This is a genomic window from Citrobacter sp. MNAZ 1397 (assembly GCF_023613995.1).
Lineage (GTDB): Bacteria > Pseudomonadota > Gammaproteobacteria > Enterobacterales > Enterobacteriaceae > Phytobacter > Phytobacter ursingii.
In genome coordinates, this window is sequence record NZ_JAKIVH010000001.1 from 1,330,488 (window position 1) to 1,352,399 (window position 21,912).

Consider the following 21,912-nt stretch of genomic DNA (forward strand, 5'->3'; position numbering starts at 1 on the left):
ATTCCGTTCACCTTATGTTCTTTGCTTTTCTATAGCGACAGAACCCGTGAACGTGCCAGGGTGGCTCGCCGCCACCACCCTGGCGACCCGGGCTCCCGGCCAGGAAAATCGCCGCTGGCGCGCCATTATTCGCCCCATCCCTGGGGCTCACCCCTACGGGGCTAGCGCAAGCGCTATTCAAAATTGCTCCCGGCAATTTTGTCGTCTTATGCCGTCTGACTTTCGGGTCGGGGACCAGCCTGCGTCCTTGCAGGCTATCCCCTCCGCCCGCATCCCTGCGGGCGGCCCCGGTCAGCCGCCAACGCCTCATCGATTTTCAGCCGGACCCTGTCATCGCTGTCCCTGCCTTATTCTCATTACGCGGTGTTATCGCTGTAAAACGTAATATTACTGGGGCTCCCTCACCCTGAGAACCAGAGTGAGGGGGTAATCTAAAATCGGCCCACCCTCAAGCAGGCATCTCTGCAAGCAGGCGATTGAGCCACGTCTGTTGCCACTGCTGCTGGCTCTGCCGCCATAAAAAATCCCGTGCTTTTTCCAGCGCCTCTGTCTGTGGCAATGCCTGAGGCCCACGGATATGTTCACACCAGACAATATGCCAGCCCAACTCTGTTTCCACCGGTGCGGCGATGCCGTTTTCCGGCAAGGCAAACAGCGCGGATTCAAGCTCGGGATAAAGCAAACCGCGACTGATCCAGCCCAGCAGCCCACCTTCTAAGGCACTCGGACAGTGGGAATAACGTTTTGCCAGACGCGAAAACGCCTCACGCGAGGTTTGAATTTCCCGGTAAAACTGCATCGCCTGGCGGCGTACAACGTCGTTGTCATTATCAACTGTGAGCAACAGATGGTGGGTTAACCGCTGCTCCGGGCGCATAAATTTTTCCTGATTATGCTGATACCAGGTGAGTACCGTCAGGTCATCAGGTAAGGGCGTCTGTCCGCTGATGCGCACAAATTGCAGTTCCATCAGCGCATGATGACGCACCACTGCCTGACGTTCTTCCCCGGTAAACGCCCTTTCGGTAAGTAACTCCGCCAGCGAGGCGTCAATACGCTGTAGCAGGGCATCGGTGAGCGGCAAATCACGGGCCTGTTGAATGATCGCCTGTTCCAGAAAATATTGCCGACGCCACGCCTGTTCAAACGCCGCTTTTTCACTGGCCGGAATATCCTGTGGCTCGCAGTTCCAGCGGGTTTTCGCCAGACGCCACCGTGCGAATTGTTCCCAGGCTTCACTCATGCGTACTCCTCCGCTAAGCGCAGGGCGCTGGCGGGAACCTGAAACCAGCGTCCGGAAAAAGTGACGGTGTAACTATTGCCGTCCTCCTGATCGGTGGCTTCGATCTGCCCGGTTTCCCCGACGCTGACTACCACCACGCCATTGACCGACAAGGGCTGTAAAGAGATGACGCGATCGCCGAACTGCAGCATCCCGGCATTCCAGGGCTCGCTTGCCGGAATCAGCTCCTGTCCACGGCAGCCAACCACGATGTCACCGTCGAGAAAGTGAATTTGATAGATAATCTGATCCTGCAAAAACACGCCCCATTCCCGGACAAACCCGGTGCTGCCACGTCGTACCAGCAACTGACCGCGAGCGTAGCCAGGCATCGTGCCGTCATTACGAATGGCCCGCGTTACGCGAACCTCGTCGCCAAAGGTAAACGCCGGGGTCATTGTCCACCTCCGGGCATCTGTTGCTGGTAACTCTCTGCCAGCAGCCGCCGGGCCAGGAGCCACGGCGCGCGCGTGTCGTCCTCCAGCAGATTACGCAACGGTACGTTGGCGCGTAGTTTCTGGTTGAAGGCTTTAAGTACAAGCAGGCAGCGGCTGCGCAGCACGGCGGGCTCATACGGAACGGAAAAAAACTCAAAGAAGGATTCGGCGCTTTCCAGCTCATCGACGCCGGGAATCTGATAAAACCACTCCATACTCAGCCTCCCACCTGGCGAAGGGGTTCGCCGCACAGCTCATCGTAAATGGCGATCAGTTCATAATCTTTCGGCGTACGTTTCCAGCTCTCCGCAAAGCGGCGAATGGCCGGAAGGAGTATGTCGATTTGCAGCGCGTTAAGGGGGTAGCCCATCCGGGCGAAGACCCCGTCCACCGCCTGGCGGCCAGAGTGTTTTCCCAGCACGAGGCGATATTCACGCCCCATCAGCGCCGGATCAATCGCCTGATAACTCTCTCTGTCCTGCAACAGCGCGGCGACATGTACCCCGGATTCATGGGTAAAGACCTGTTCGCCAACCAGCGGTTGCTGGGCGTCGATAGGGCGCTGGGCGGCCTCGGCGACCTGCTGGCAGAGTGCGGGCAACTGGCTAAAATCAACGCCGCTATCAAGCCCCATGCATCGGTCTAAACCGAGGGCGACGGTCTCCAGTGCAGCATTTCCCGCACGTTCACCCAGCCCCAGCACAGTGGTATTCACGCTGGTCGCCCCGGCGCGTATCGCCGCCAGGGTATTGGCTGTGGCGAGCCCCAGATCGTTATGGGCGTGCATCTCAATTTCACCGTTCCAGTCGCGACGTAGCGAACGGATAGCGTTGTCAGTTGCGAAAGGATCCAACAGGCCCAGCGTATCGGCATAGCGTAAACGCAGTGCGCCAGCCTCCTGTGCGACACTCGCTATCTGGCGAAGCGTGTCGTCATCCGCGCGTGACGCATCTTCACAGCCGATACAGACTGCCAGCCCCAGCGTACGCGCCAGGCCGATAAAGTTTTCCAGCCGCTCAAGCAGCACAGCCAGCGGTTCACGTAATTTGTACTGACGCAGTTTGTCGGACGCCGGAATGGAAATATCCACCCAGTCCATACCGAGATCGGCGCTCTGGCGGATTTCCCCGGCATTCATTCGACACCAGGACATCAGTGTCGCCGTCGGTAAATGGCGACGGACTAACTGAATGCGAGTGCGTTCTTCATCGCCCATAGCCGGTGTTCCCACCTCGAGCGCCGTGACGCCGGCAGCAAACAGCGCCTCGGCGATAGCGACTTTTTCGCTTGCGCGAAACGCCACCCCGGGACTTTGTTCGCCGTCCCGCAGCGTTGTGTCGTTAATCAGCACACTGGCCATAGCCGCCTCCGCTTAGCCGTAAATCGGCGCAAATGATGATTCCACCGGGAGTGGTTTACCGTCCTGCCAGTAAGGCGAAAGCATCCGCAACCGGGAGATAATCGGCGGCAACGCGTCAATGACGTAATCAATCTCTTTTTCACGCGTGTAACGTGAAAGGGAGAAGCGAATACTGCCGTGAGCGGCGGTATAGGGAATGTTCATTGCGCGCATCACATGCGACGGTTCAAGGGAGCCCGACGTGCAGGCGCTGCCACTGGACGCGGCGATCCCTGCCTGATTAAGCAGTAACAAAATGGCTTCGCCTTCAATAAACTCAAACGCCAGATTCGCGGTGCCCGGTACCCGTGGCTGGTTGCCGCCCATCACCCTCACCGACGGCACACGATTGACCAGTTCCTCCTGCAAATAATCGCGAAGTCGGGCAATTTCGCTCATGCCGGGCAGATGAACCTGCGCCAGTTCACAGGCGCTGCCCATACCGACAATCCCGGCAATATTTTCTGTGCCTGCGCGCCGTCCCCGCTCCTGATGACCGCCGCGTAGCAGCGGGCGAAAGCGTGTGCCACGACGCAAATAGAGGCAGCCGACGCCTTTCGGCCCGTGCAATTTGTGGGCAGAACATGACAGCATGTCTACTTGCGTTTTGCCGACCGCCAGCGGAATTTTCCCCACCGCCTGAACCGCGTCACAGTGGAACAGCGCGCCATATTCATGGGCTAGTTCTGCCATTTCTGCCACCGGGAAAATAACCCCGGTTTCATTGTTGGCCCACATCACGCTGACGACCGCTACCCGATGGCTGAGAGCCTGACGATACTGGGCCATATCGATTGCGCCGTCGGCATTGACCGCAATACGGTGGACCAGGTAGCCCTGGCGCTCCAGGTGTTCGCAGACGGCCAGCGTCGCCGGGTGTTCTACCGTGGTGGTGATGATTTCGCGGCGTTCCGGCATCAATTCCGTGCAGGCATGCAGCGCCGTCGAGGTCGCTTCGGTGGCGCAGGAGGTAAAAATGATTTCACTGGCGTGATCGGCGCCAAGCAGGGCGGCGACCTGTTGATGGGCACGCTCCAGCGCCCCGCGCGAGGGCAGACCAAAGTCATGAATCGAGGAAGGGTTGCCGTAATGCTCAGTCAAAAACGGCATCATCGCCTCCAGCACCATCGGGTCGATACGGGTGGTGGCGTTATTATCCAGATAAATCGGTTTCATCTTTATTCCCCCATAACGGATAGTGAGGTGTGGCTTAAGCCGCCACGACTTCCATAAAACAGCCGGTACGTTCCATTAATTTCTGCTGCAGCCAGGCCAGCGTCATATCGGTCATCATGCAGCCGCTACAACTGCCGGAGAGACTGACGGTGACTTTGTGATTCGCGACATTAATTAGCGACATATCGCCACCGTCAGCCTGGATGTGCGGGCGCAGTTCGGTAATCGCGTCGATCACTTCCTGCCAGTGCGGATCTTTTGTCGCATCAACCGCGACAGCCGGTGCCGCCTGCTGCTCGGCCAGAATATCCGCCAGCGCCAGTTCGATACTTTCATGACAGGCGGTGCAGCCACCGCCTGCTTTGGTGTAGTTGATCACCTCTTCGAGGGTGGTCAGGCCGTTGGTCAACACCGCGCGGCGAATCTGACCTTCGTCAACGCCAAAGCATTTGCAGATAAGTTTGCCTTCGTCATGATCGTCATCGAGCGTTTCGCCCCGGTAGTTGGCGATCGCCGCGCGCAGCGCTTCCTGGCCCATGACTGAGCAGTGCATTTTTTGCGGCGGCAACCCGTCGAGATAGTCGGCGATTTGCTGGTTGGTGACCTGTTCCGCTTCTTTCAGCGTGCGGCCAATAATCAGTTCCGTTAACGCCGATGAGGAGGCGATGGCGCTGCCGCAGCCAAAGGTCTGAAACCCGGCCTCAAGAATGGTTTCGCTTTGCGGATCGACTCGCAGCATCAGACGCAGGGCGTCGCCGCAGCTTATCGAACCCACATCGCCAATCGCGTTGGCCTCTGCCACGACCCGGGCATTACGGGGATTAAAAAAATGATCTTTCACTTTCTCGGAATAGTTCCACATGCTTTCAGCTCCCAGGATTATGACGGACAGCGCAGGGCGCCATTCACCGCGTTAATCAACAGCGGGTATAAAGATTAAGCAAAAGCAGTACCAGAGAGTAAAAGTTTTATTTTTCATTGAGTTATTAAAATTCCCTCACATAAACTCACGCGCAATGTCGTGGTTTATGTGAGGTTTGTCGCAGAAACGACACAATCTTTAGCGCTCATCGTCGTCCTGCCACTGACTTTCCAGCAGCAGTTGCGAAAAGCGATTAGGGTCGCGATGCCGCGTGTTTTTACGCTGTTCTTTGTCATACCAGTAGTGCTGGATTTCCTGTAGCAGACCGACAATCGGCGTGTCTTCCGGCACGCGGACGGCGCGCACGCCTATTTGCAGTAGTTGACGAAATACCGTTTCGCCAATTGCCACACAATAAAGGGTGACGCAATCTTCCAGCGCACTGATGCGGCTGGCGATCTTCTCGGTTTGATGTCCGGCCAGCACGGTAAAGTCGACGACGCGCAGTAAGGTGACGTCATCTTCTTTGACGCCGTATACCACCAGGCGAGGCGTGGCACCGAAGTGCTGATCCACATGATGGTAATCGGAACTGGCGAAGGCGACCTTCATCGACCATTCGCCGGAACAGATGGTGCTGAACTGACGATTAACATGTTGCATATCGTCCTCCGTCAGTGTCCCGGGAAAACTGCTGGCGTAGGGGCGAGTGGTACAGTGGCAGGTGATGGTGACGTTCGCGCATCAGGTTTGCCAGCTCAAACAGCGTGTCACGCATGCCGGGGTAGCCCTGACGCACGCGACGAAACTCGCCAAGCCTGTCGAAGATGGGAAAACCGGCGCGGATAAGCGGAATGGAAAATTGGTCGGCCAGATCTGCCGCATGAGAATTGGCGACCAGCAGGTCGGCGGGCATATCGCAGAGTAAATCCTGCATATCTTCCAGATCGCCAATGACCACTTTTTCAACGGGAAGCTGTTGCAGACCCGGCTGACTGACCGGCGCGACAACGGGGCCGGGGAGCATCCCCTGACTGCGGGCGAAATCGCACCAGCCTGCCAGCAGGTCGCCCTCAGCCGCCAGTGCGAGCCGGGCATCCTGCAGCCACATATGACAATCGATCATCGCATCCTGTAACTGTCCGCGCTGGCGCTCAATCCAGGCGGGAACCTCGCGCCCGGAAATGATCTTCAGCTGGTGAATAAAGCGGTCGCAGTGTTCCAGGGTCATCAGATGGGGGAGAACGACAACCTCACCACGGCTGCGTTGCGCAAGTAGCGAGGCGGCGCGGGACAGCGACACACCAATAGCAAACGTACTCAGACTTTGCCCCATCTGTTCAATGACGCGCAGGGGCGTTCCTCCCTGGGTGACGGGCGAGAAGTCGCCGTTTGCCAGGTGACCATCCAGCGACTGCGACAGGTCGGGAACGATGACCGGTTGCAGGCCAAACGCCTCCACGTAGCTGCGCAGCAGTTCAATATCACCGGGCGTCAGCAGGTGGCTTAACAGCAAGTTGACCCGCCGGTTACGCAGGCCGTGCTGGGGTTTTTCCGGTACCCACTGTTCAATGACGCTTTCCACCACTGCGCTAAAGCCGTTCTCCAGCGTGCCGTAGAAATCTGGCGTGTTGACCGTCAGGAGGGCGATATTTTTGTGGCGTGGAAAATCCTCGCGAAACTGGCGCACCACGCGGCTGATATCGCTGCCCTGAGCCTCAGACAGACCCGTGCTCAGCAGGACGATGGCTTTCGGGTTGTTGCGCTGGCATAGCGTGTTGAGCGCGGTAAGGATATTGCCGTCTGCCCCCATCACCGTTGAGGTGGGGTCCATTGCCGTGGATTGCAGCGGGACAGGATCGTGAAAGTGCTGGATAAAAAATACTTTTGCGAACGCGCTGCATCCCTGTGCTCCGTGCACCAACGGAATACTGTGCTCAAAGCCAAGGCTCGCGAGGATGGCGCCTAACGGTTGGCCGCTTTTTACCGGGCTTACCGCCAGAGGTTTGTGATTACGGATGATGTCTGCCATCTTTCACTCCTTAGTGCCACGGCGCGCGGGCGTGAGTTTGCGGCCAGACGGGGCTTTCAATGGTCTGGCAAAGTTGTTGGGCGAGGGTCACGATACCGCGATAACCTGCAAAGGCGTGTTCGCGCTCCTGGTTGATATCCAGAAATGGCAGTCGCGCTTTGTAGGCGGTATACATATTGCGCCCGCCGGCAATCATTAAATCTGCCTGGTAGCGGTACACCACATCAAGCAGGGTGCGGGCGTTACCTTCTTCCAGCATCAGCGCGTCATCGCCCATTAATTCGCGAATACGCTGTTTATCTTCTTCGGTGGATTTTCGTGTGCCGGTCGCCACCACGGTCATGCCTAAATCCTGCAATGCAGAAACCACCGACCAGGATTTCACTCCGCCGGTATAAAGCAGCACTTTGCGCCCCTGTAACCGTTCGCGCCACGGGGCCAGTGCCTGATTTGCCGCGGCTTCTTCCCGGGCAATCACGGCTTCGGTGCGAGCCATCAGATCGCTGTCGCCAAGCAGGGATGCCAGCTGACGCAGCGCATCGGAGGTGGCGCGTACGCCGTAAAAGCTGCCCTCAAACCAGGGCGTGCCATAGCGCTGTTCAAGGGTACGGGCAACATTGATCAACGCTCTGGAGCAGACCAGCATATTCACCTGCGCATGGTGCAGGGTCTGGATTTCGCTAAAACGACCATCCCCCGACAGGCTGCCCAGCACGCGAATACCCAGCTCATCAAGCAGCGGCTGAACGTGCCAGAACTCCCCGGCGATATTGAATTCGCCTATCAGGCCAATATCGTGGCGATGTTCCGGCGCAAAGGGCGTATCGTCCGGCCAGGGTGCAGGCGCGCGGCGTCCGACGACCTTGTTAACCATCACGTCGCCCGCGAGGCGGTTGCCGAGATTTTTGCTGCCATAGAATCCGGCGGCGTCAACGGCAATCACCGGCACGCCGGTGGCGGTTTCCGCCGCCTGACAAACGGCGTCAATATCATCACCCTCCATCGCCGGCACGCAGGTGTTATAGATAAATACCGCAGAGGGATGATAACGATCGACGATGTGGCGCACCGCATGGAACAGCCGCCGTTCGCCGCGTCCCATTATCACATCCTGCTCATTCAAATCGGTGGTAAACCCGAGCCGGTTGATACTGGGGCCGGAGCTCATACTGCCCCGGTTATCCCAGGAGCTGCCCGTGCAGCCAATCGGCCCGTGGACCAGATGCGCCACATCTGACAGTGGCAGCAGGGTGATTTGCGCGCCGTCGAAGGCGCAACCACCCGCCGTCGCGCCGGGTTTGGGGGCGCTACAGCCGGATTTTTGTTTGTGGTTGTGTTCGCAGGCAGGTTCATCCAGCAGCGCGAGAATGTCATTTCCCTTCATAGTGACCTCATTGACTTGTTGGGCTGTGCACAATGTTGCAATTCGCAAGCCAGAAATGAGTTATTGATTTCTAAGAGGAATATTCTGTCGGGTTTGCGACAAAGAAGACAATTGGCGTAATGAGGACAACGGAAAAAGCCCCCTGCATCCACACTCCGATGCAGGGGCGCGCAGATTAAAACACCCGTTCTTCCAGCGGGTTGGCTTTCTCAAGACGTTTTGCCAGCCACGGCGGCAGACGTCCGCTCAGCAGTGCGGTAATGGCGTCGCACTGGGCGGCAATGGACATGCCAGGCGACACTTTCATGGGGTGGATATTGTGACGAATCAGCCGGGCCGCCGCAGGGCCGCCAATGGCTTCACAAAACAGCAGGTGACAATCGCTCAGCAACTGAGCCCGAACTTCATTTGGTTCCTGGGTTTGTGGGGTCGAGGAAAGACGGCGTAACGCGTGCAGCCATCCGCCTTGTTCATCGAAGTCATAGATAAAAAACAGCCGCCCCTGACCAAAATGGCCATTGATCAGCAAGCCATCCTGCGAACAAAAAGCCACCCGTAATTGCCCCTGACGAGCGGTATTTTTAACCTGCAGGTGCGCGGGCAGCGTACCGTGAAGGCACGCGTTAACGCGGCTCCAGCGTGCGGGCGACATCAGCGCCGTTTCAGACGGGAAGGTGGCTTCCAGTTCGCGGACATTGAGCTTATCGAGGTACGCCGGGGTTAAAGCCTCGTCGCGCTCTCCCGTCAGCCAGGCCAGTATTTGCGCGGGTTGCAGCTCCGGCAGACACTGAAACAGCGCCAGCATGCGCCAGAAAAGGACATCGTTATCGTTCATCTGACCACCTTCACAAAAGCGCGCCGCGCGTGGCGCGCAGGCTGATGGGAAAGGAAGGTCGCCCGGGTTGCAGGCTGACGACATACTGGCGTCCCCCCTCCAGAGAAATAGCACCACCCCAGTTATCCGGGGTGTCATGTTCAATTGCGATGACTTTTGCCTCAAGGTCCTGTTTAGCGATGTAACACCAGAGGTCCGGCCCGCGCTCACGAAAAATGACAATTGGCATTGTTTTCCCCCTTGCGGCCCCGCACAGGGCGGGGCGCGTCATGGTTAGCGGACAAGGTCGAAGCTGTAGTCCGTTTTGCCCAGTTTGATGGTGTCGCGGTCGACTTTTTCCAGCACGGCGTTGACCAGGGTGGTGACGATATTCATCGCCCCTTCATAACCCCAGGTGGTCTGGCGATGCAGGTGATGTCGGTCGAATAACGGGAAGCCGAGACGGATCAGCGGCACTTCAAACTGTTCGCCTTTCGCCAGCGTGTCACGCTGGATGAATTTGGCGTACGAGTTGCCGATCATAAAGTCCGGTTTACGGGTAAACATCAGCGAGCGGAAATGCCACAGATCGCAGTTGATGAAGACTTCGCTCTCCTGACCGTAGGGCGATGCCTCAAGCATTTTCTTCATCGCTTTCTGCCAGCGCTTGCTGCCGTTATGACAGAGAATTACCGTCGGTTCGCAGCCCAGTTCCAGCAGGAAACGCGTCAGCCCCATGACAAAATCCGGGTCGCCATAGAGTCCGAATTTCTTACCGTGCAGCCAGGTATGGGAATCCAGAATCATGTCCACCAGACGCCCACGCTCCAGCGTCAGTTCATCCGCCACCGGTTTGCCGGTTAACTGACTGACCGCCATCAGCAGTTCATCAGTACCGGTCAATCCCATCGGGATTGACACTTCTGTACCGGGCTGACCCCACGACTCCTGCACCACTTTTTTACTCTTCACCAGATGCCAGGGTTGCAGCAGCAGGGTGTCGATAGCATCGGGGGCTTCACGCATCTCTTGTTGCGTTGTACCGCCCGCATACATGCGGTAGTGGCCGTCGGCAGGCGTATCCAGGACCTCAGACGGGTCAGACAAGAGGCTGCAGGGCACGTCCATCTGGGCCATCATGCGTTTGAGCACGCGGTAATTGCCGAGATAGGTTTCGAAACCGGTCACCAGGTTTAGCTTTGCCAGTTTGCCCGGTTGCGCCACGTGATCCGCGGTGAAGGTGCGGGCAAAACCCTCGAACATGTTGTCCCAGCCGGTGATATGGCTACCAATAAAACTTGGCGTGTGGGCGTACGGCACCGGAATAGCGGCATCAATAAACCCATCCTTTTTGGCGTTGGCGATAAAGGCCTGCAGGTCATCACCGATGACCTCCGCCATACAGGTAGTGGAGACCGCAACGATTTCCGGTTTGTACAGCGCGCTGGCATTTTGCAACCCGGTGTTGAGGTTGTTGTTGCCGCCAAATACCGCCGCATCCTCGGTCATTGAGTCCGATACACAGGCGATCGGCTCTTTGAAATGACGGTTAAAATAGGTGCGGAAATAGGCTACGCAGCCCTGGGAACCATGCACATAGGGCAGGGTATTGGCAAAGCCCAGTGAACAGAGCACCGATCCTAAAGGCTGGCAGGCCTTCGCAGGATCGACGGTTAACGCTTCGCGTTTAAAGTTCAGCGCTTCGTATTCCGCCGTGGTGGTCCATTCAAAAACCTCTTGCACACGTTGCGGGTCGTGCGCCTCTTCCAGACCGCGCTTGTTGCGAAACAGCGTCTGGTATTCGTCCTGTTCAAACAGCGGATGACAGGCGACAATTTTCTCAGCAGTTTGGCTCATGATGTTCTCCTCCCGCGCCACAAATCGGTGAACAAACGGGATGTCAGGATAGTATTCAGGCTGATTTCAGCCAGGGTGCGGTCAACTCGCCCCAGGCGGGATTGTTGAGCGTCATGTCCATATCGCGGGCAAAGATGGCAAAGCCGTCATAGCCGTGATACGGGCCGGAGTAATCCCAGGAGTGCATCTGGCGGAACGGAACCCCCATTTTCTGGAAAATGTATTTTTCCTTGATGCCCGAGCCAATGAGGTCCGGCTTAATCGCCTTCACGAACGCTTCCAGTTCATAACTGCTGGCGTCATCGAACAACAGCGTGCCCTCTTTGAGGTCCGGCAGGGTGCGGTCGTAATCGTCGTTATGGGCAAATTCATATCCCGCGGCGACAATCTCCATACCCAGATCCTCATAGGCGCCGATCACATGACGAGGACGTAGGCCTCCCATATAGAGCAGCACTTTGCGGCCTTCGAGACGCGGGCGGTATTTGGCGATAATCGCGTCGTTCTGCGCCTGATATCTGGCGATCACCGCTTCCGCATTGGCGCGGATGGTGTCGTCAAATTGATCGGCGATTTTACGCAGTGATTCGGCGATTTTGGTCGGGCCAAAGAAGTTGTACTCCATCCACGGAATACCGTGTTTCTCTTCCATATGGCGAGAGATGTAATTCATGGAGCGGTAGCAGTGCACCAGGTTCAGCTTCACAAACGGGGTGTTTTCCATCTCTACCAGCGTACCATCGCCGGACCACTGCGCCACCACGCGCAGCCCCATCTCTTCAAGCAGAATGCGCGAGGCCCAGGCGTCGCCGCCGATGTTGTAATCGCCGATGATGGCCACGTCATACGGGGTGGATTCGAAAGGTTTACCTTCGCGGTTATCCAGTACCCAGTCGCGGATCACGTCGTTGGCGATATGGTGGCCGAGTGACTGGGATACGCCACGAAAGCCTTCGCAACGCACCGGGATCACGGGTTTGTTGAGCGCTTTTTTACTGGCGTTCGCCACGGCTTCGATATCATCGCCGATTAAGCCAACCGGGCATTCCGACTGAATGGAGATGCCTTTGGTCAGCGGGAACAGCTCCTCCATCTCCTCAATCAGTTTGCTGAGCTTTTTGTCGCCGCCAAAGACGATATCGCGCTCCTGAAAGTCAGAGGTAAAGTTCAGCGTCCCGAAGGAGTCAACGCCGCTGACCCCGGTGTAGTAGTTGCGACGCCCGGCGCGGGAGTACTGCCCACAGCCAATAGGGCCGTGGGAGATGTGGGCCATATCTTTAATAGGCCCAAAAACCACGCCTTTCGAACCGGCGTAGGAGCAGCCACGGACGGTCATCACCCCCGGCTGCGATTTGCGGTTAGAGATGATGCATTTCCCGACGCTTTCCATCTCCGGGTCGGTCACCATCATGTGCTTTCTGCGTTCTTTGCGCGTTTTTTCCGGAAAGATCTCCAGCACTTCCTGGATAATTTCCAGATTACGTTCGCCTGTTGCATTGCTCATAACTGTGTTCCTGTTACAAGGCGGCTCAGGCCGCGTTTTCTTCGGCGGCGGTTTTACCGATGATGCTGGCGTCTTCCACATCCATAATGCCGAATTCCATCAGCAACTCTTCCAGTTCATCCATGGTGCAAGGGGTCGGGACGACCATCAGGGTGTTGTTGACGATCTTGTTCGCCAGTGCGCGGTATTCGTCGGCCTGGTTGCATTTCGGGTCATATTCGATAACCGTCATACGGCGAATTTCCGCACGCTGGACGATGTTGTCGCGCGGTACAAAGTGAATCATCTGCGTGCCCAGCTTTTCTGCCAGCGCGATGATCAATTCATCTTCGCGGTCGGTCTGACGGGAGTTACAAATCAGCCCGCCCAGGCGCACCTTGCCGGATTTGGCGTATTTCACGATGCCTTTGGAGATGTTATTGGCGGCATACATTGCCATCATTTCCCCGGAGCAGACGATATAGATCTCTTGCGCTTTGTTTTCACGAATTGGCATGGCGAACCCGCCGCAGACCACGTCGCCGAGGACGTCATAGAAGACAAAGTCGAGGTCGCTGACATAGGCGCCTTCTTCTTCAAGGAAGTTGATGGCGGTAATAACACCACGTCCTGCACAGCCCACGCCTGGTTCCGGGCCGCCGGATTCCGCACAACGCACGCCGCCGTAACCGATTTGCAGCACGTCTTCCAGTTCGAGGTCTTCCACAGAACCCACTTCGGCGGCCATCTCCATAATGGTGTTCTGCGCTTTTGCGTGCAGGATCAGACGGGTGGAGTCCGCTTTCGGGTCGCAGCCGACGATCATCACTTTTTTGCCCATTTCCGCGAGTGCGGCGACGAGGTTCTGTGTGGTGGTGGATTTGCCGATCCCACCTTTGCCATAAATGGCGCATTGACGCATGGTCATGGTGTGTTCTCCTGTTTGTGTGTTTGCCCATTACCTAGTGCAGGGAACATACCAGCCGTGCCAGAACATCTAATTTTCTGTATTTATTGGTTTTTATTTTTATTGCCTCTGTGGGGGCAAAACAAACACTGAACAATATGCAGACCAATTGTTGGAAACAGGACAATTCGCCACCGCGTCAGCCAGTGCCGCTGCGGCGCTGACACTTTGTTAGCTGTTCAACAGGATGTCGTACTGCCTGTCTTATTCCACGCAATGTCGGAATATGAACAACGTGCTATTTTTTACTAATGAATTGAATTTAAAGGTCTATGTTGCATTTTCTCGATATGGCACAGGCTGTGCAAAGCAGGGGTACTACGGTTTGCCGTCAGCAGGCGGCGATTTTGCCTCTCACATTCGAGGAACGAGAAATGTCCGGAAAGATGAAAACGATGGATGGCAACGCTGCGGCGGCCTGGATCTCCTATGCCTTTACTGATGTCGCGGCGATTTATCCCATCACACCCTCAACACCGATGGCGGAAAACGTCGACGAATGGACAGCACAGGGTAAGAAAAACCTGTTTGGTCAACCGGTGCGTCTGATGGAGATGCAGTCAGAAGCCGGTGCGGCAGGAGCCGTACACGGCGCATTGCAGGCAGGGGCGCTGACCACAACCTATACCGCATCACAGGGATTGCTGCTGATGATCCCCAATCTGTACAAGATTGCGGGCGAGCTATTGCCGGGGGTATTTCATGTCAGCGCCAGGGCGCTGGCGACCAACTCGCTGAACATATTCGGCGACCATCAGGACGTAATGGCCGTGCGTCAGACCGGCTGTGCGATGCTGGCGGAAAACAATGTCCAGCAGGTGATGGATCTGTCGGCGGTCGCGCATCTCTCGGCCATTAAAGGCCGCGTGCCGTTTATCAATTTCTTCGACGGCTTTCGTACTTCCCATGAAATCCAGAAAATCGAGGTGCTGGAGCATGAAGCGCTGGCGCCGTTGTTGGATCAGGAGGCGCTCAATCTCTTTCGCCGCAACGCCTTAAACCCGGACCACCCCGTCATTCGCGGCACGGCGCAGAACCCGGACATCTATTTTCAGGAACGCGAAGCCTCAAACCGCTTTTATCAAGCGCTGCCGGATATCGTTGAAGGGTATATGGCGGAGATTTATCGCATCACCGGGCGTGAATACCACCTGTTTGATTACTACGGTTCACCGGATGCTGAGCAAATCATCATTGCGATGGGGTCAGTGTGCGACACTATCCAGGAAGTGGTGGATGCGATGATCGACAGCGGGGAAAAAGTCGGTCTGGTTTCCGTGCATCTGTTCCGGCCTTTTTCGCTGGCTCATTTTATGGCGAAGATCCCCGCCAGCGTGAAGCGTATTGCCGTACTCGACCGTACCAAAGAGCCGGGGGCGCAGGCGGAACCGCTGTGTCTGGATGTCAAAAATGCCTTCTATCACCATGATAACCCGCCGCTGATCGTCGGCGGACGTTATGCTCTGGGCGGTAAAGATGTCCTGCCGGGACACATTGTTTCCGTGTTCGAAAACCTGAAAAAACCGCTGCCGATGGATGGCTTCACGGTGGGGATTTTTGATGATGTTACCCATACCTCGCTGCCGGTACCGGCTTATGACATTCATGTCTCCCGTGAGGGCATCACCGCCTGTAAATTCTGGGGGCTGGGTTCCGACGGTACGGTCAGCGCCAATAAGAACGCCATCAAAATTATCGGCGATAATACGTCGATGTTCGCGCAGGCCTATTTTGCCTACGATTCGAAGAAATCCGGTGGCATAACCATGTCGCATCTGCGTTTTGGTAAGCGCCCGATCACCTCGCCGTATCTTATTCATAACGCGGATTTTATTGCCTGTTCCCAACAGTCCTATGTGGACAAATACGATCTGCTGGATGGCATCAATCCGGGCGGGATTTTCCTGCTCAATTGCACCTGGTTTGGCGAAGAGGTGGAACGCCATTTGCCGAATAAAATGAAGCGCATCATTGCCCGTCAGGGGGTACGGTTTTACACCCTGAACGCGGTCGATATCGCGCGGAAACTCGGCCTCGGCGGTCGATTCAATATGCTGATGCAGGCGGCATTTTTCAAACTGACCGACATTATTGATGCCAAAACCGCCTCAGAGCACCTTAAGAAAGCGGTGGCGAAATCCTACGGTAGCAAAGGGCAGAACGTGGTGGATATGAACAATGCCGCTATTGACCTGGGGATGGATGCGCTACAGGAGATTATCGTGCCCGACCACTGGGCGTATGTGGAAGAAGAGGCGAACAATGACGGCAAACTCATGCCGGATTTTATTCGCAACATCCTGGAGCCGATGAACCGCCAGAACGGCGACAAACTGCCTGTCAGCGCCTTTCTTGGCATGGAGGACGGGACATTTCCACCCGGCACCGCCGCCTGGGAGAAACGCGGTATCGCCATGCAGGTACCGGTCTGGCAGCCGGAAGGCTGTACCCAGTGTAATCAGTGCGCCTTTATCTGCCCGCATGCGGCCATTCGCCCGGCGTTGTTGAGCAGCGAAGAGCGTGAAGCGGCGCCAGTTGCGTTATTGAGCAAGGTGGCACAGGGGGCCAAACACTATGAGTATCATCTGGCGGTCTCTCCGCTCGACTGCTCCGGTTGCGGCAACTGCGTTGATATTTGCCCGTCAAAAGGTAAAGCCCTGGCCATGAAACCCCTCGATAGCCAGCGCCATATGGTCCCGGTGTGGGATCACGCGCTGGCCCTGGCACCAAAAGAGAATCCGTTCAGCAAAGCCACGGTCAAAGGCTGCCAGTTCGAACCCCCGTTACTGGAGTTTTCCGGCGCCTGCGCCGGGTGCGGCGAAACCCCTTATGCACGCTTGATTACCCAGCTTTTTGGCGATCGCATGATGATCGCCAACGCCACGGGCTGTTCCTCTATCTGGGGGGCCAGCGCGCCGTCCATTCCGTGGACCACTAACCATAAAGGCCAGGGGCCGGCCTGGGCGAATTCGCTGTTTGAAGATAACGCCGAGTTTGGTCTGGGGATGATGTTGGGCGGTCGCGCCATTCGTGAACAACTGGCGAGCGATGCGGCAAGTGTGCTGGAAAGACCGTTGCATCCGGATTTACAACAGGCCCTGCGTGACTGGCTGGAACATAAAGATCTCGGCGAAGGTACCCGTGCGCGGGCGGAAAAATTGAGCGCGCTGCTGGCGGCGGAGAAGGGTGACGATGACCTGCTTAATCGCCTGTATCAAAACCAGGATTACTTCACTAAGCGCTCGCAGTGGATTTTTGGCGGCGATGGCTGGGCTTATGATATTGGTTTTGGCGGCCTCGATCATGTGCTGGCTTCCGGCGAGGACGTGAATATTCTGGTATTTGATACCGAGGTCTATTCCAATACCGGCGGGCAGTCGTCGAAATCCACGCCAGTGGCCGCCATCGCCAAGTTTGCCGCTGAAGGCAAACGGACCCGTAAAAAGGATTTGGGGATGATGGCCGTCAGTTACGGCAATGTGTATGTCGCCCAGGTGGCGATGGGGGCCGACAAAGCCCAGACGTTGCGGGCCATTGCCGAAGCCGAAGCCTGGCCAGGGCCGTCGCTGGTTATTGCCTACGCGGCCTGTATTAACCACGGGCTGAAAGCCGGGATGGGGCGCAGTATCAGCGAGGCGAAACGCGCGGTGGAGGCCGGTTACTGGCACCTCTGGCGCTACAACCCGCAGTTGCTGGCTAAAGGGAAGAACCCGTTTATTCTCGATTCGGAAGAGCCGGAGGAGAGTTTCCGTGACTTCCTGATGGGGGAAGTGCGTTATGCCTCGCTGGGCCGAACCTCGCCGGAGGTGGCAGACAGTCTATTTGCCCAGACTGAGCAGGATGCGAAAGACCGCTACGCCCAGTACAGGCGTCTGGCTGGAGAGTAAAGGTAACAAGCCCGGTATCTACCGGGCAGAAACAAAGCAGGCCGGAGCGACAGTGGTGCACTCCGGCCTTTCTATTTGCGTCCGGCATTAACGGTGACATGCACCTGCGGCGTGGCGTTGCTAATAAACCGCCCGCCGGATGCGCGCTCAAGCTGGGCCGCCAGTTGCAGCAGCAGCCCGTCGTTACCCTGGCGCGTCTGGAAATGCATCCCGAGCGGCAGCCCGGATTGTTGCCAGGCCAGTGGCAACGAGATGCCCGGCGTGCCGGTTAAACTGGCGAGCGGCGTGTAGGAGAAGATATCCCACAGCGAATAGAACCAGTCCATTACGTCCGGGTTATCGCTGAGTGTCAGGTACCTTTTCTCACCAAGCAACGGCGTCGGTTTGGAAAATGTCGGCGTCAGGATCAGATCCCATTCCTGAAAAAACGCTCCCAGTTTGCGGGATATCTGGTTAAACGCATCTTGCATTTTCCAGCGCTCGCTGTAGGACATATTTATCCCTTTTTGCCAGATTCGAATATTCATCGGCTCGACATTATCTTCCGGCGGGGCGCTGAGATTGTTTTTCTCCAGCAGACGCTGAATAAATTGTGCGAAGTTGCTGATATAGCAGGCAGTTTGCGCGGCAAACGCTTCTTCGAAGGGAATGTCCGGCGTCACCCATTCCACCTGATGTCCCAGCTCCTCAAGCAGGCGCGTCGTTTTCTCCAGCTCAGCGACAAAATGCGGCGTTGAACGGTAATTCCCCCATTCGTGGGACACAGCAATGCGTAGCGGTGCCGGATCGCGGGTGATCATCTCACTACAGGGCTGCGAGGGTTGCCAGTAAGGCATAAACTCGCCCGGCGCGCCGCCTCTGCAGCTATCCACAAAGCGAGCCGTGTCACGCACGCTACGACTCACACAGCCTTGTGTTGAGACATAACCCGTGATATCCGATAGCGCCGGGCCAATGGAGAATACCCCCCGGCTACTTTTCAGGCCGATAAGCCCATTGGACCCCGCCGGAATGCGGATAGAGCCGCCGCCGTCGGTGGCGTGGGCGAGGGGAATAATGCCGGCAGCCACCGACGCGCAGGCGCCGGCGGAGGAGCCAAAGGTCGTGTATTGCGGGTTCCACGGGCTGCGTGTCACGTAAATAGCCGGGTTTTCCGCCGAGCCGCAAACGCCAAACTCCGGCGTGGCGCTGCGGCCGATAATATTAAGCCCGGCATGGCGGATTTGCGTGGTTAAAAAGGCGTCTTCGGCCGGACGATTACCGCGCAAAAAGGCGGAGCCTTGCTCCTGCAAACGCCCCTTTACCCCCGGTCCTAAATCTTTCATCAGGAAGGGGACACCCTTGAATGGCCCCGCCAGACAAGTGCCGTCGGTTTCTGGTAGGTCGATGGCGTCATCAAACAGCTCAACGACGGCGCTGATTTGTGGGTTAACCATCTGCGTCGCGGCCTGTGCCTGTAGCGCCAGCTCACGGGCGCTGACGTCGCCGCACGCGACCAGTTCTGCCAGCGCGGTGGCGTCGCAGGCTGCCCACTCATCCCAACGTAGTACGGTTTTCATTGTGATTTCTCCTTCGCAAACTGGATCTTGCCCTGCTGCGCTTTCACCCGGCGAGGGACGCTGTGAGGGACGCGTTCTTTAAGCATCAGTGTCGCTATGAGGCAGAGGATATTAGCGGCGATAAGGTAGTAGCCAGGGGAAACCGGGTCACCGGTCCATTTAATCAGCCACGAGAAGACAATTTGTGCTGTACCGCCAAACAGCGTGATACCGAAGGCAAACGCGATGGAAAAACCGGTTGAGCGGATATAGCGCGGAAAGTTTTCGCACAGCACCACCAACACGCCGGATCCGCTGATACATTGCAGTGCGGCAAAGAGAGTGATGATGGCAAAGAAAACGCCTTCACTACGCCAGGCGTTGATCATCTCAAGACCCGGTAGCAGCAGGAGCAGCAGAAGCAGGCGTGGCGCGATAATGGTTATCTTGCGCCCGAAGCGATCCGCCATCCAGCCGCCAACCAGGGAAAATATCACCACGCACACGCCGATAAGAATGGTCGACGCCATCGCCGTACCCGGCGCGAAGGCCAGTTCTTTTAAGGCATAAGTGGTCATGTAATTGAGAAAATATTGCGTGATGGTACTGCCTGAAAGAATAAAAATACCCACCAGAATCAGGCCGCGGTAGTTGCGCATCACTTCACCGAGCAGGCTACCGGTGGACTTACTGGCAGCGCTGTTCTCAGCGGTGAAGGTCTCGTTAAGGTTACGGCGCAGATAGATGGCAATGGGCAGAATGAGCAGTCCAAACGCGAAAGGCACGCGCCAGCCCCAGGCAGAGAGTTGCTCAGGCGTCAGGATGAGTGTCAGGGTATAACCAATCAAGCCAGCGCTGATGCCCGCCAGCCCCTGCGCGACAATTTGCCAGCTGGTATAGAACGCTCTTTTTCCTTCTGGCGCAGCTTCCATAATAAATGTTGTCGCAGGGCCTGCTTCGCCGCCCCAGGCCAGCCCTTGTAGCATACGGACAAGCACAAGAATGACTGGAGCTGCCATACCAATGGTTTCATAGCCAGGCAGGAAGACCAGCCCGCCGGTGCCAATGGTCATAAACACCATAGTGAGTAGCATTGCCGGTTTACGTCCCACGCGGTCGGCATAGCTGCCAATAAATATGGCACCAAGTGGGCGGACAATAAAGCCGATACCGAAAACAGAGACCGACAATAAAAGGCTGGTAAAGGGGTTATCTGAGGGGAAGAAAATATTACCGATCATGACGGCAAAGGTGGCATAAGCACTGAAATCGAAAAACTCAACCGCAGCGCCAAGCACAACAGCAACCACTTCTTTACGCGATGCTTTGGGTTTTGAAGCGCTATGACTTATTTCGTTTGTCATCGTATGACCTTCCTCAATATGTTCAGGCGAAATGAAAGGTGAAAAGACATAGCAGACATATAACAGGGCGTAGATCCGCCCACTATCACAATTAGGCGAGGTCAGTGTTCAAAAAATGTATGCACTGACAATAAGGCGAGTGAATAAGAAAATAATATGAATAAATTTAACCTGTTGTTTATATTGGCTATTAATATCGGCATTCGCGTCTGTGTTTTGAGTCAGTAAATAACTTCATTGGCGGGCGCACTTAAAATGTGCTTTGTCAGCAAAATACACGTCAAAATAAAGCGATGGTTATTGACAGGTCATGCCGCATAGCGCGCCCGTTACGGGATGTTGGCTTTAAAAAAGGGGGTAGTGATTGCACAGAAATGGCGCTCGTTGCTTATAAAGAGTGCAATAGCGCCGTCATCGTAGCGTCGTTTGCCAATATTTCACTGACGTAATAAGGTCGCTGCAATGGTTTCATCCAGCGGGAGAGACAATGCAATTACGGGCGCTGAAATATTTTAGTCAGGTCGCAAAGTCTGCTTCTTTTCGTGAAGCTGCGGATAAGTTATTTGTTGCGCCAGGGGCCGTGACGCGGCAAATCGATATTCTTGAGCATTATTATGGCGCCCAATTGATTGAACGGGGCCCACGCGGCATTAAACTGACGCGTGAAGGGGAGCTTCTGGCGCAGGCGGTGGAGGCCACGTTACGGGAGCTGGAGTCAGTGAAAGCGCGTATTACTTCAAGGCGCAGCGTGGTGTCCGGTACGGTAAAAATCTGTGCCGCCGAGAGCCTGGTGGCGCTGTTTATCGCCCCCGTCATTGAGGCGTTTGGTCAGCATAACCCGGAGGTGTCGTTCGAAATTGACACCGGCAGCGCGCCCTATATCGCCGAACAGCTTATTAGCGGGCACGCTGATGTCGCGCTGGCCTTTTATACCCCTGTCAGTGCGGAGATTCAGGTGACCCATTGTTGTCATCTGGAACACAAGGTACTGATGGCCGCCCATCATCCGCTGGCGACGAAGTCGCGGCTAACCCTGAAAGAGATTGCCGCCCACCCGATAGCCATTCCCCCTGCCAACTACGCCGTACGCCAGTTACTGGAATCCGCAGCCAGACGCGAAGCCGTCCATTTTGATATGCGGTTTATTACCAGCTCAATGGAGGTACAAAAGACGCTGGCACTGCAGGGTAAGACGCTGCTCATTTTGCCCCAGCTACATCATCAGGAGCAGAACGGGCAGGCGATGTTTGTGGCGGTGCCGCTGGCCGACCCGCTGATGGGAAAGGTGAAGGTCGATCTCTGTTTGCCCCGTCAACGGACGTTATCCATGGCGACCCGTCTGTTCCATGATATGTTGTCGCAGCGTATTGATGGTCAGAATGTTCTGGTCAACACAACGGCATAAAGCAATCAGGATCTTTTCCCCGCCG

18 protein-coding genes are annotated in these 21,912 nt (G+C 56.3%); 2 read left to right on the plus strand and 16 right to left on the minus strand.

The window, feature by feature from the left end; all coding sequences use genetic code 11:
* Positions 1–448: 448 nt before the first annotated feature.
* The 14 genes from nifM to nifH form a co-directional block, all read right to left on the minus strand.
* A complete protein-coding gene (gene nifM, locus L2097_RS06195) occupies positions 449–1,243 on the minus strand; it encodes a nitrogen fixation protein NifM (protein ID WP_250352368.1) in 795 nt (264 codons plus the stop codon).
* Positions 1,240–1,680, minus strand: a complete 441-nt coding sequence (locus L2097_RS06200) for a nitrogen fixation protein NifZ (protein ID WP_250352369.1) — start codon at positions 1,678–1,680, stop codon at positions 1,240–1,242. The genes nifM and L2097_RS06200 overlap by 4 nt, the downstream gene beginning before the upstream one ends.
* Complete coding sequence (locus L2097_RS06205; protein ID WP_047370263.1) at positions 1,677–1,934, minus strand: nitrogenase-stabilizing/protective protein NifW; 258 nt, start codon at positions 1,932–1,934, stop codon at positions 1,677–1,679. The genes L2097_RS06200 and L2097_RS06205 overlap by 4 nt, the downstream gene beginning before the upstream one ends.
* A gap of 2 nt (positions 1,935–1,936) precedes the next feature.
* On the minus strand, positions 1,937–3,079 hold the full coding sequence (gene nifV / locus L2097_RS06210) for a homocitrate synthase (RefSeq protein WP_142518397.1): 1,143 nt from the start codon (positions 3,077–3,079) through the stop codon (positions 1,937–1,939).
* A 12-nt stretch (positions 3,080–3,091) separates the two neighbouring features.
* Positions 3,092–4,294, minus strand: coding sequence for a cysteine desulfurase NifS (nifS, locus tag L2097_RS06215; protein WP_250352370.1), 1,203 nt, complete (start codon positions 4,292–4,294; stop codon positions 3,092–3,094).
* A gap of 34 nt (positions 4,295–4,328) precedes the next feature.
* Positions 4,329–5,156, minus strand: a complete 828-nt coding sequence (gene nifU, locus L2097_RS06220) for a Fe-S cluster assembly protein NifU (RefSeq protein WP_142518399.1) — start codon at positions 5,154–5,156, stop codon at positions 4,329–4,331.
* Between the two features lie 198 nt (positions 5,157–5,354).
* Positions 5,355–5,819, minus strand: a complete 465-nt coding sequence (locus L2097_RS06225) for a NifB/NifX family molybdenum-iron cluster-binding protein (protein ID WP_047370267.1) — start codon at positions 5,817–5,819, stop codon at positions 5,355–5,357.
* Positions 5,806–7,188, minus strand: coding sequence for a nitrogenase iron-molybdenum cofactor biosynthesis protein NifN (gene nifN, locus L2097_RS06230; protein WP_250352371.1), 1,383 nt, complete (start codon positions 7,186–7,188; stop codon positions 5,806–5,808). Before nifN ends, L2097_RS06225 begins: the two co-directional genes overlap by 14 nt.
* A gap of 10 nt (positions 7,189–7,198) precedes the next feature.
* Positions 7,199–8,572 carry a nitrogenase iron-molybdenum cofactor biosynthesis protein NifE gene (gene nifE, locus L2097_RS06235; RefSeq protein WP_250352372.1) on the minus strand — a complete coding sequence of 458 codons (1,374 nt, stop codon included), beginning with the start codon at positions 8,570–8,572 and terminating at the stop codon, positions 7,199–7,201.
* 175 nt (positions 8,573–8,747) lie between these two features.
* A complete protein-coding gene (locus tag L2097_RS06240; RefSeq protein WP_229221207.1) occupies positions 8,748–9,407 on the minus strand; it encodes a NifB/NifX family molybdenum-iron cluster-binding protein in 660 nt (219 codons plus the stop codon).
* A gap of 10 nt (positions 9,408–9,417) precedes the next feature.
* A complete protein-coding gene (gene nifT / locus L2097_RS06245) occupies positions 9,418–9,636 on the minus strand; it encodes a putative nitrogen fixation protein NifT (protein ID WP_047370271.1) in 219 nt (72 codons plus the stop codon).
* Positions 9,637–9,680: 44 nt separating this feature from the next.
* Positions 9,681–11,243 (minus strand): nitrogenase molybdenum-iron protein subunit beta, encoded by a 1,563-nt coding sequence (nifK, locus tag L2097_RS06250; RefSeq protein WP_047370272.1) that lies wholly within the window; start codon positions 11,241–11,243, stop codon positions 9,681–9,683.
* A gap of 55 nt (positions 11,244–11,298) precedes the next feature.
* The gene (nifD, locus tag L2097_RS06255; protein WP_047370273.1) at positions 11,299–12,747 is read right to left on the minus strand and encodes a nitrogenase molybdenum-iron protein alpha chain; all 1,449 of its coding nucleotides are present in this window, start codon (positions 12,745–12,747) and stop codon (positions 11,299–11,301) included.
* 25 nt (positions 12,748–12,772) lie between these two features.
* Entirely contained in the window at positions 12,773–13,654 is an 882-nt protein-coding gene (nifH, locus tag L2097_RS06260) for a nitrogenase iron protein (protein ID WP_039078970.1), read from the minus strand.
* Positions 13,655–14,067: 413 nt separating this feature from the next.
* On the opposite strand from nifH, the gene nifJ reads away from it, so the two are divergent.
* Positions 14,068–17,580 carry a pyruvate:ferredoxin (flavodoxin) oxidoreductase gene (gene nifJ, locus L2097_RS06265; RefSeq protein WP_047370274.1) on the plus strand — a complete coding sequence of 1,171 codons (3,513 nt, stop codon included), beginning with the start codon at positions 14,068–14,070 and terminating at the stop codon, positions 17,578–17,580.
* A gap of 71 nt (positions 17,581–17,651) precedes the next feature.
* Here the strand turns inward: nifJ and L2097_RS06270 are convergent, their stop codons facing one another.
* Both L2097_RS06270 and L2097_RS06275 read right to left on the minus strand, forming a co-directional pair.
* Complete coding sequence (locus L2097_RS06270) at positions 17,652–19,139, minus strand: amidase (protein WP_250352373.1); 1,488 nt, start codon at positions 19,137–19,139, stop codon at positions 17,652–17,654.
* The gene (locus L2097_RS06275) at positions 19,136–20,482 is read right to left on the minus strand and encodes an MFS transporter (RefSeq protein WP_250352374.1); all 1,347 of its coding nucleotides are present in this window, start codon (positions 20,480–20,482) and stop codon (positions 19,136–19,138) included. Before L2097_RS06275 ends, L2097_RS06270 begins: the two co-directional genes overlap by 4 nt.
* A 487-nt stretch (positions 20,483–20,969) precedes the next feature.
* On the opposite strand from L2097_RS06275, the gene L2097_RS06280 reads away from it, so the two are divergent.
* A complete protein-coding gene (locus L2097_RS06280; RefSeq protein WP_250352375.1) occupies positions 20,970–21,887 on the plus strand; it encodes a LysR family transcriptional regulator in 918 nt (305 codons plus the stop codon).
* Positions 21,888–21,912 lie beyond the last annotated feature (25 nt).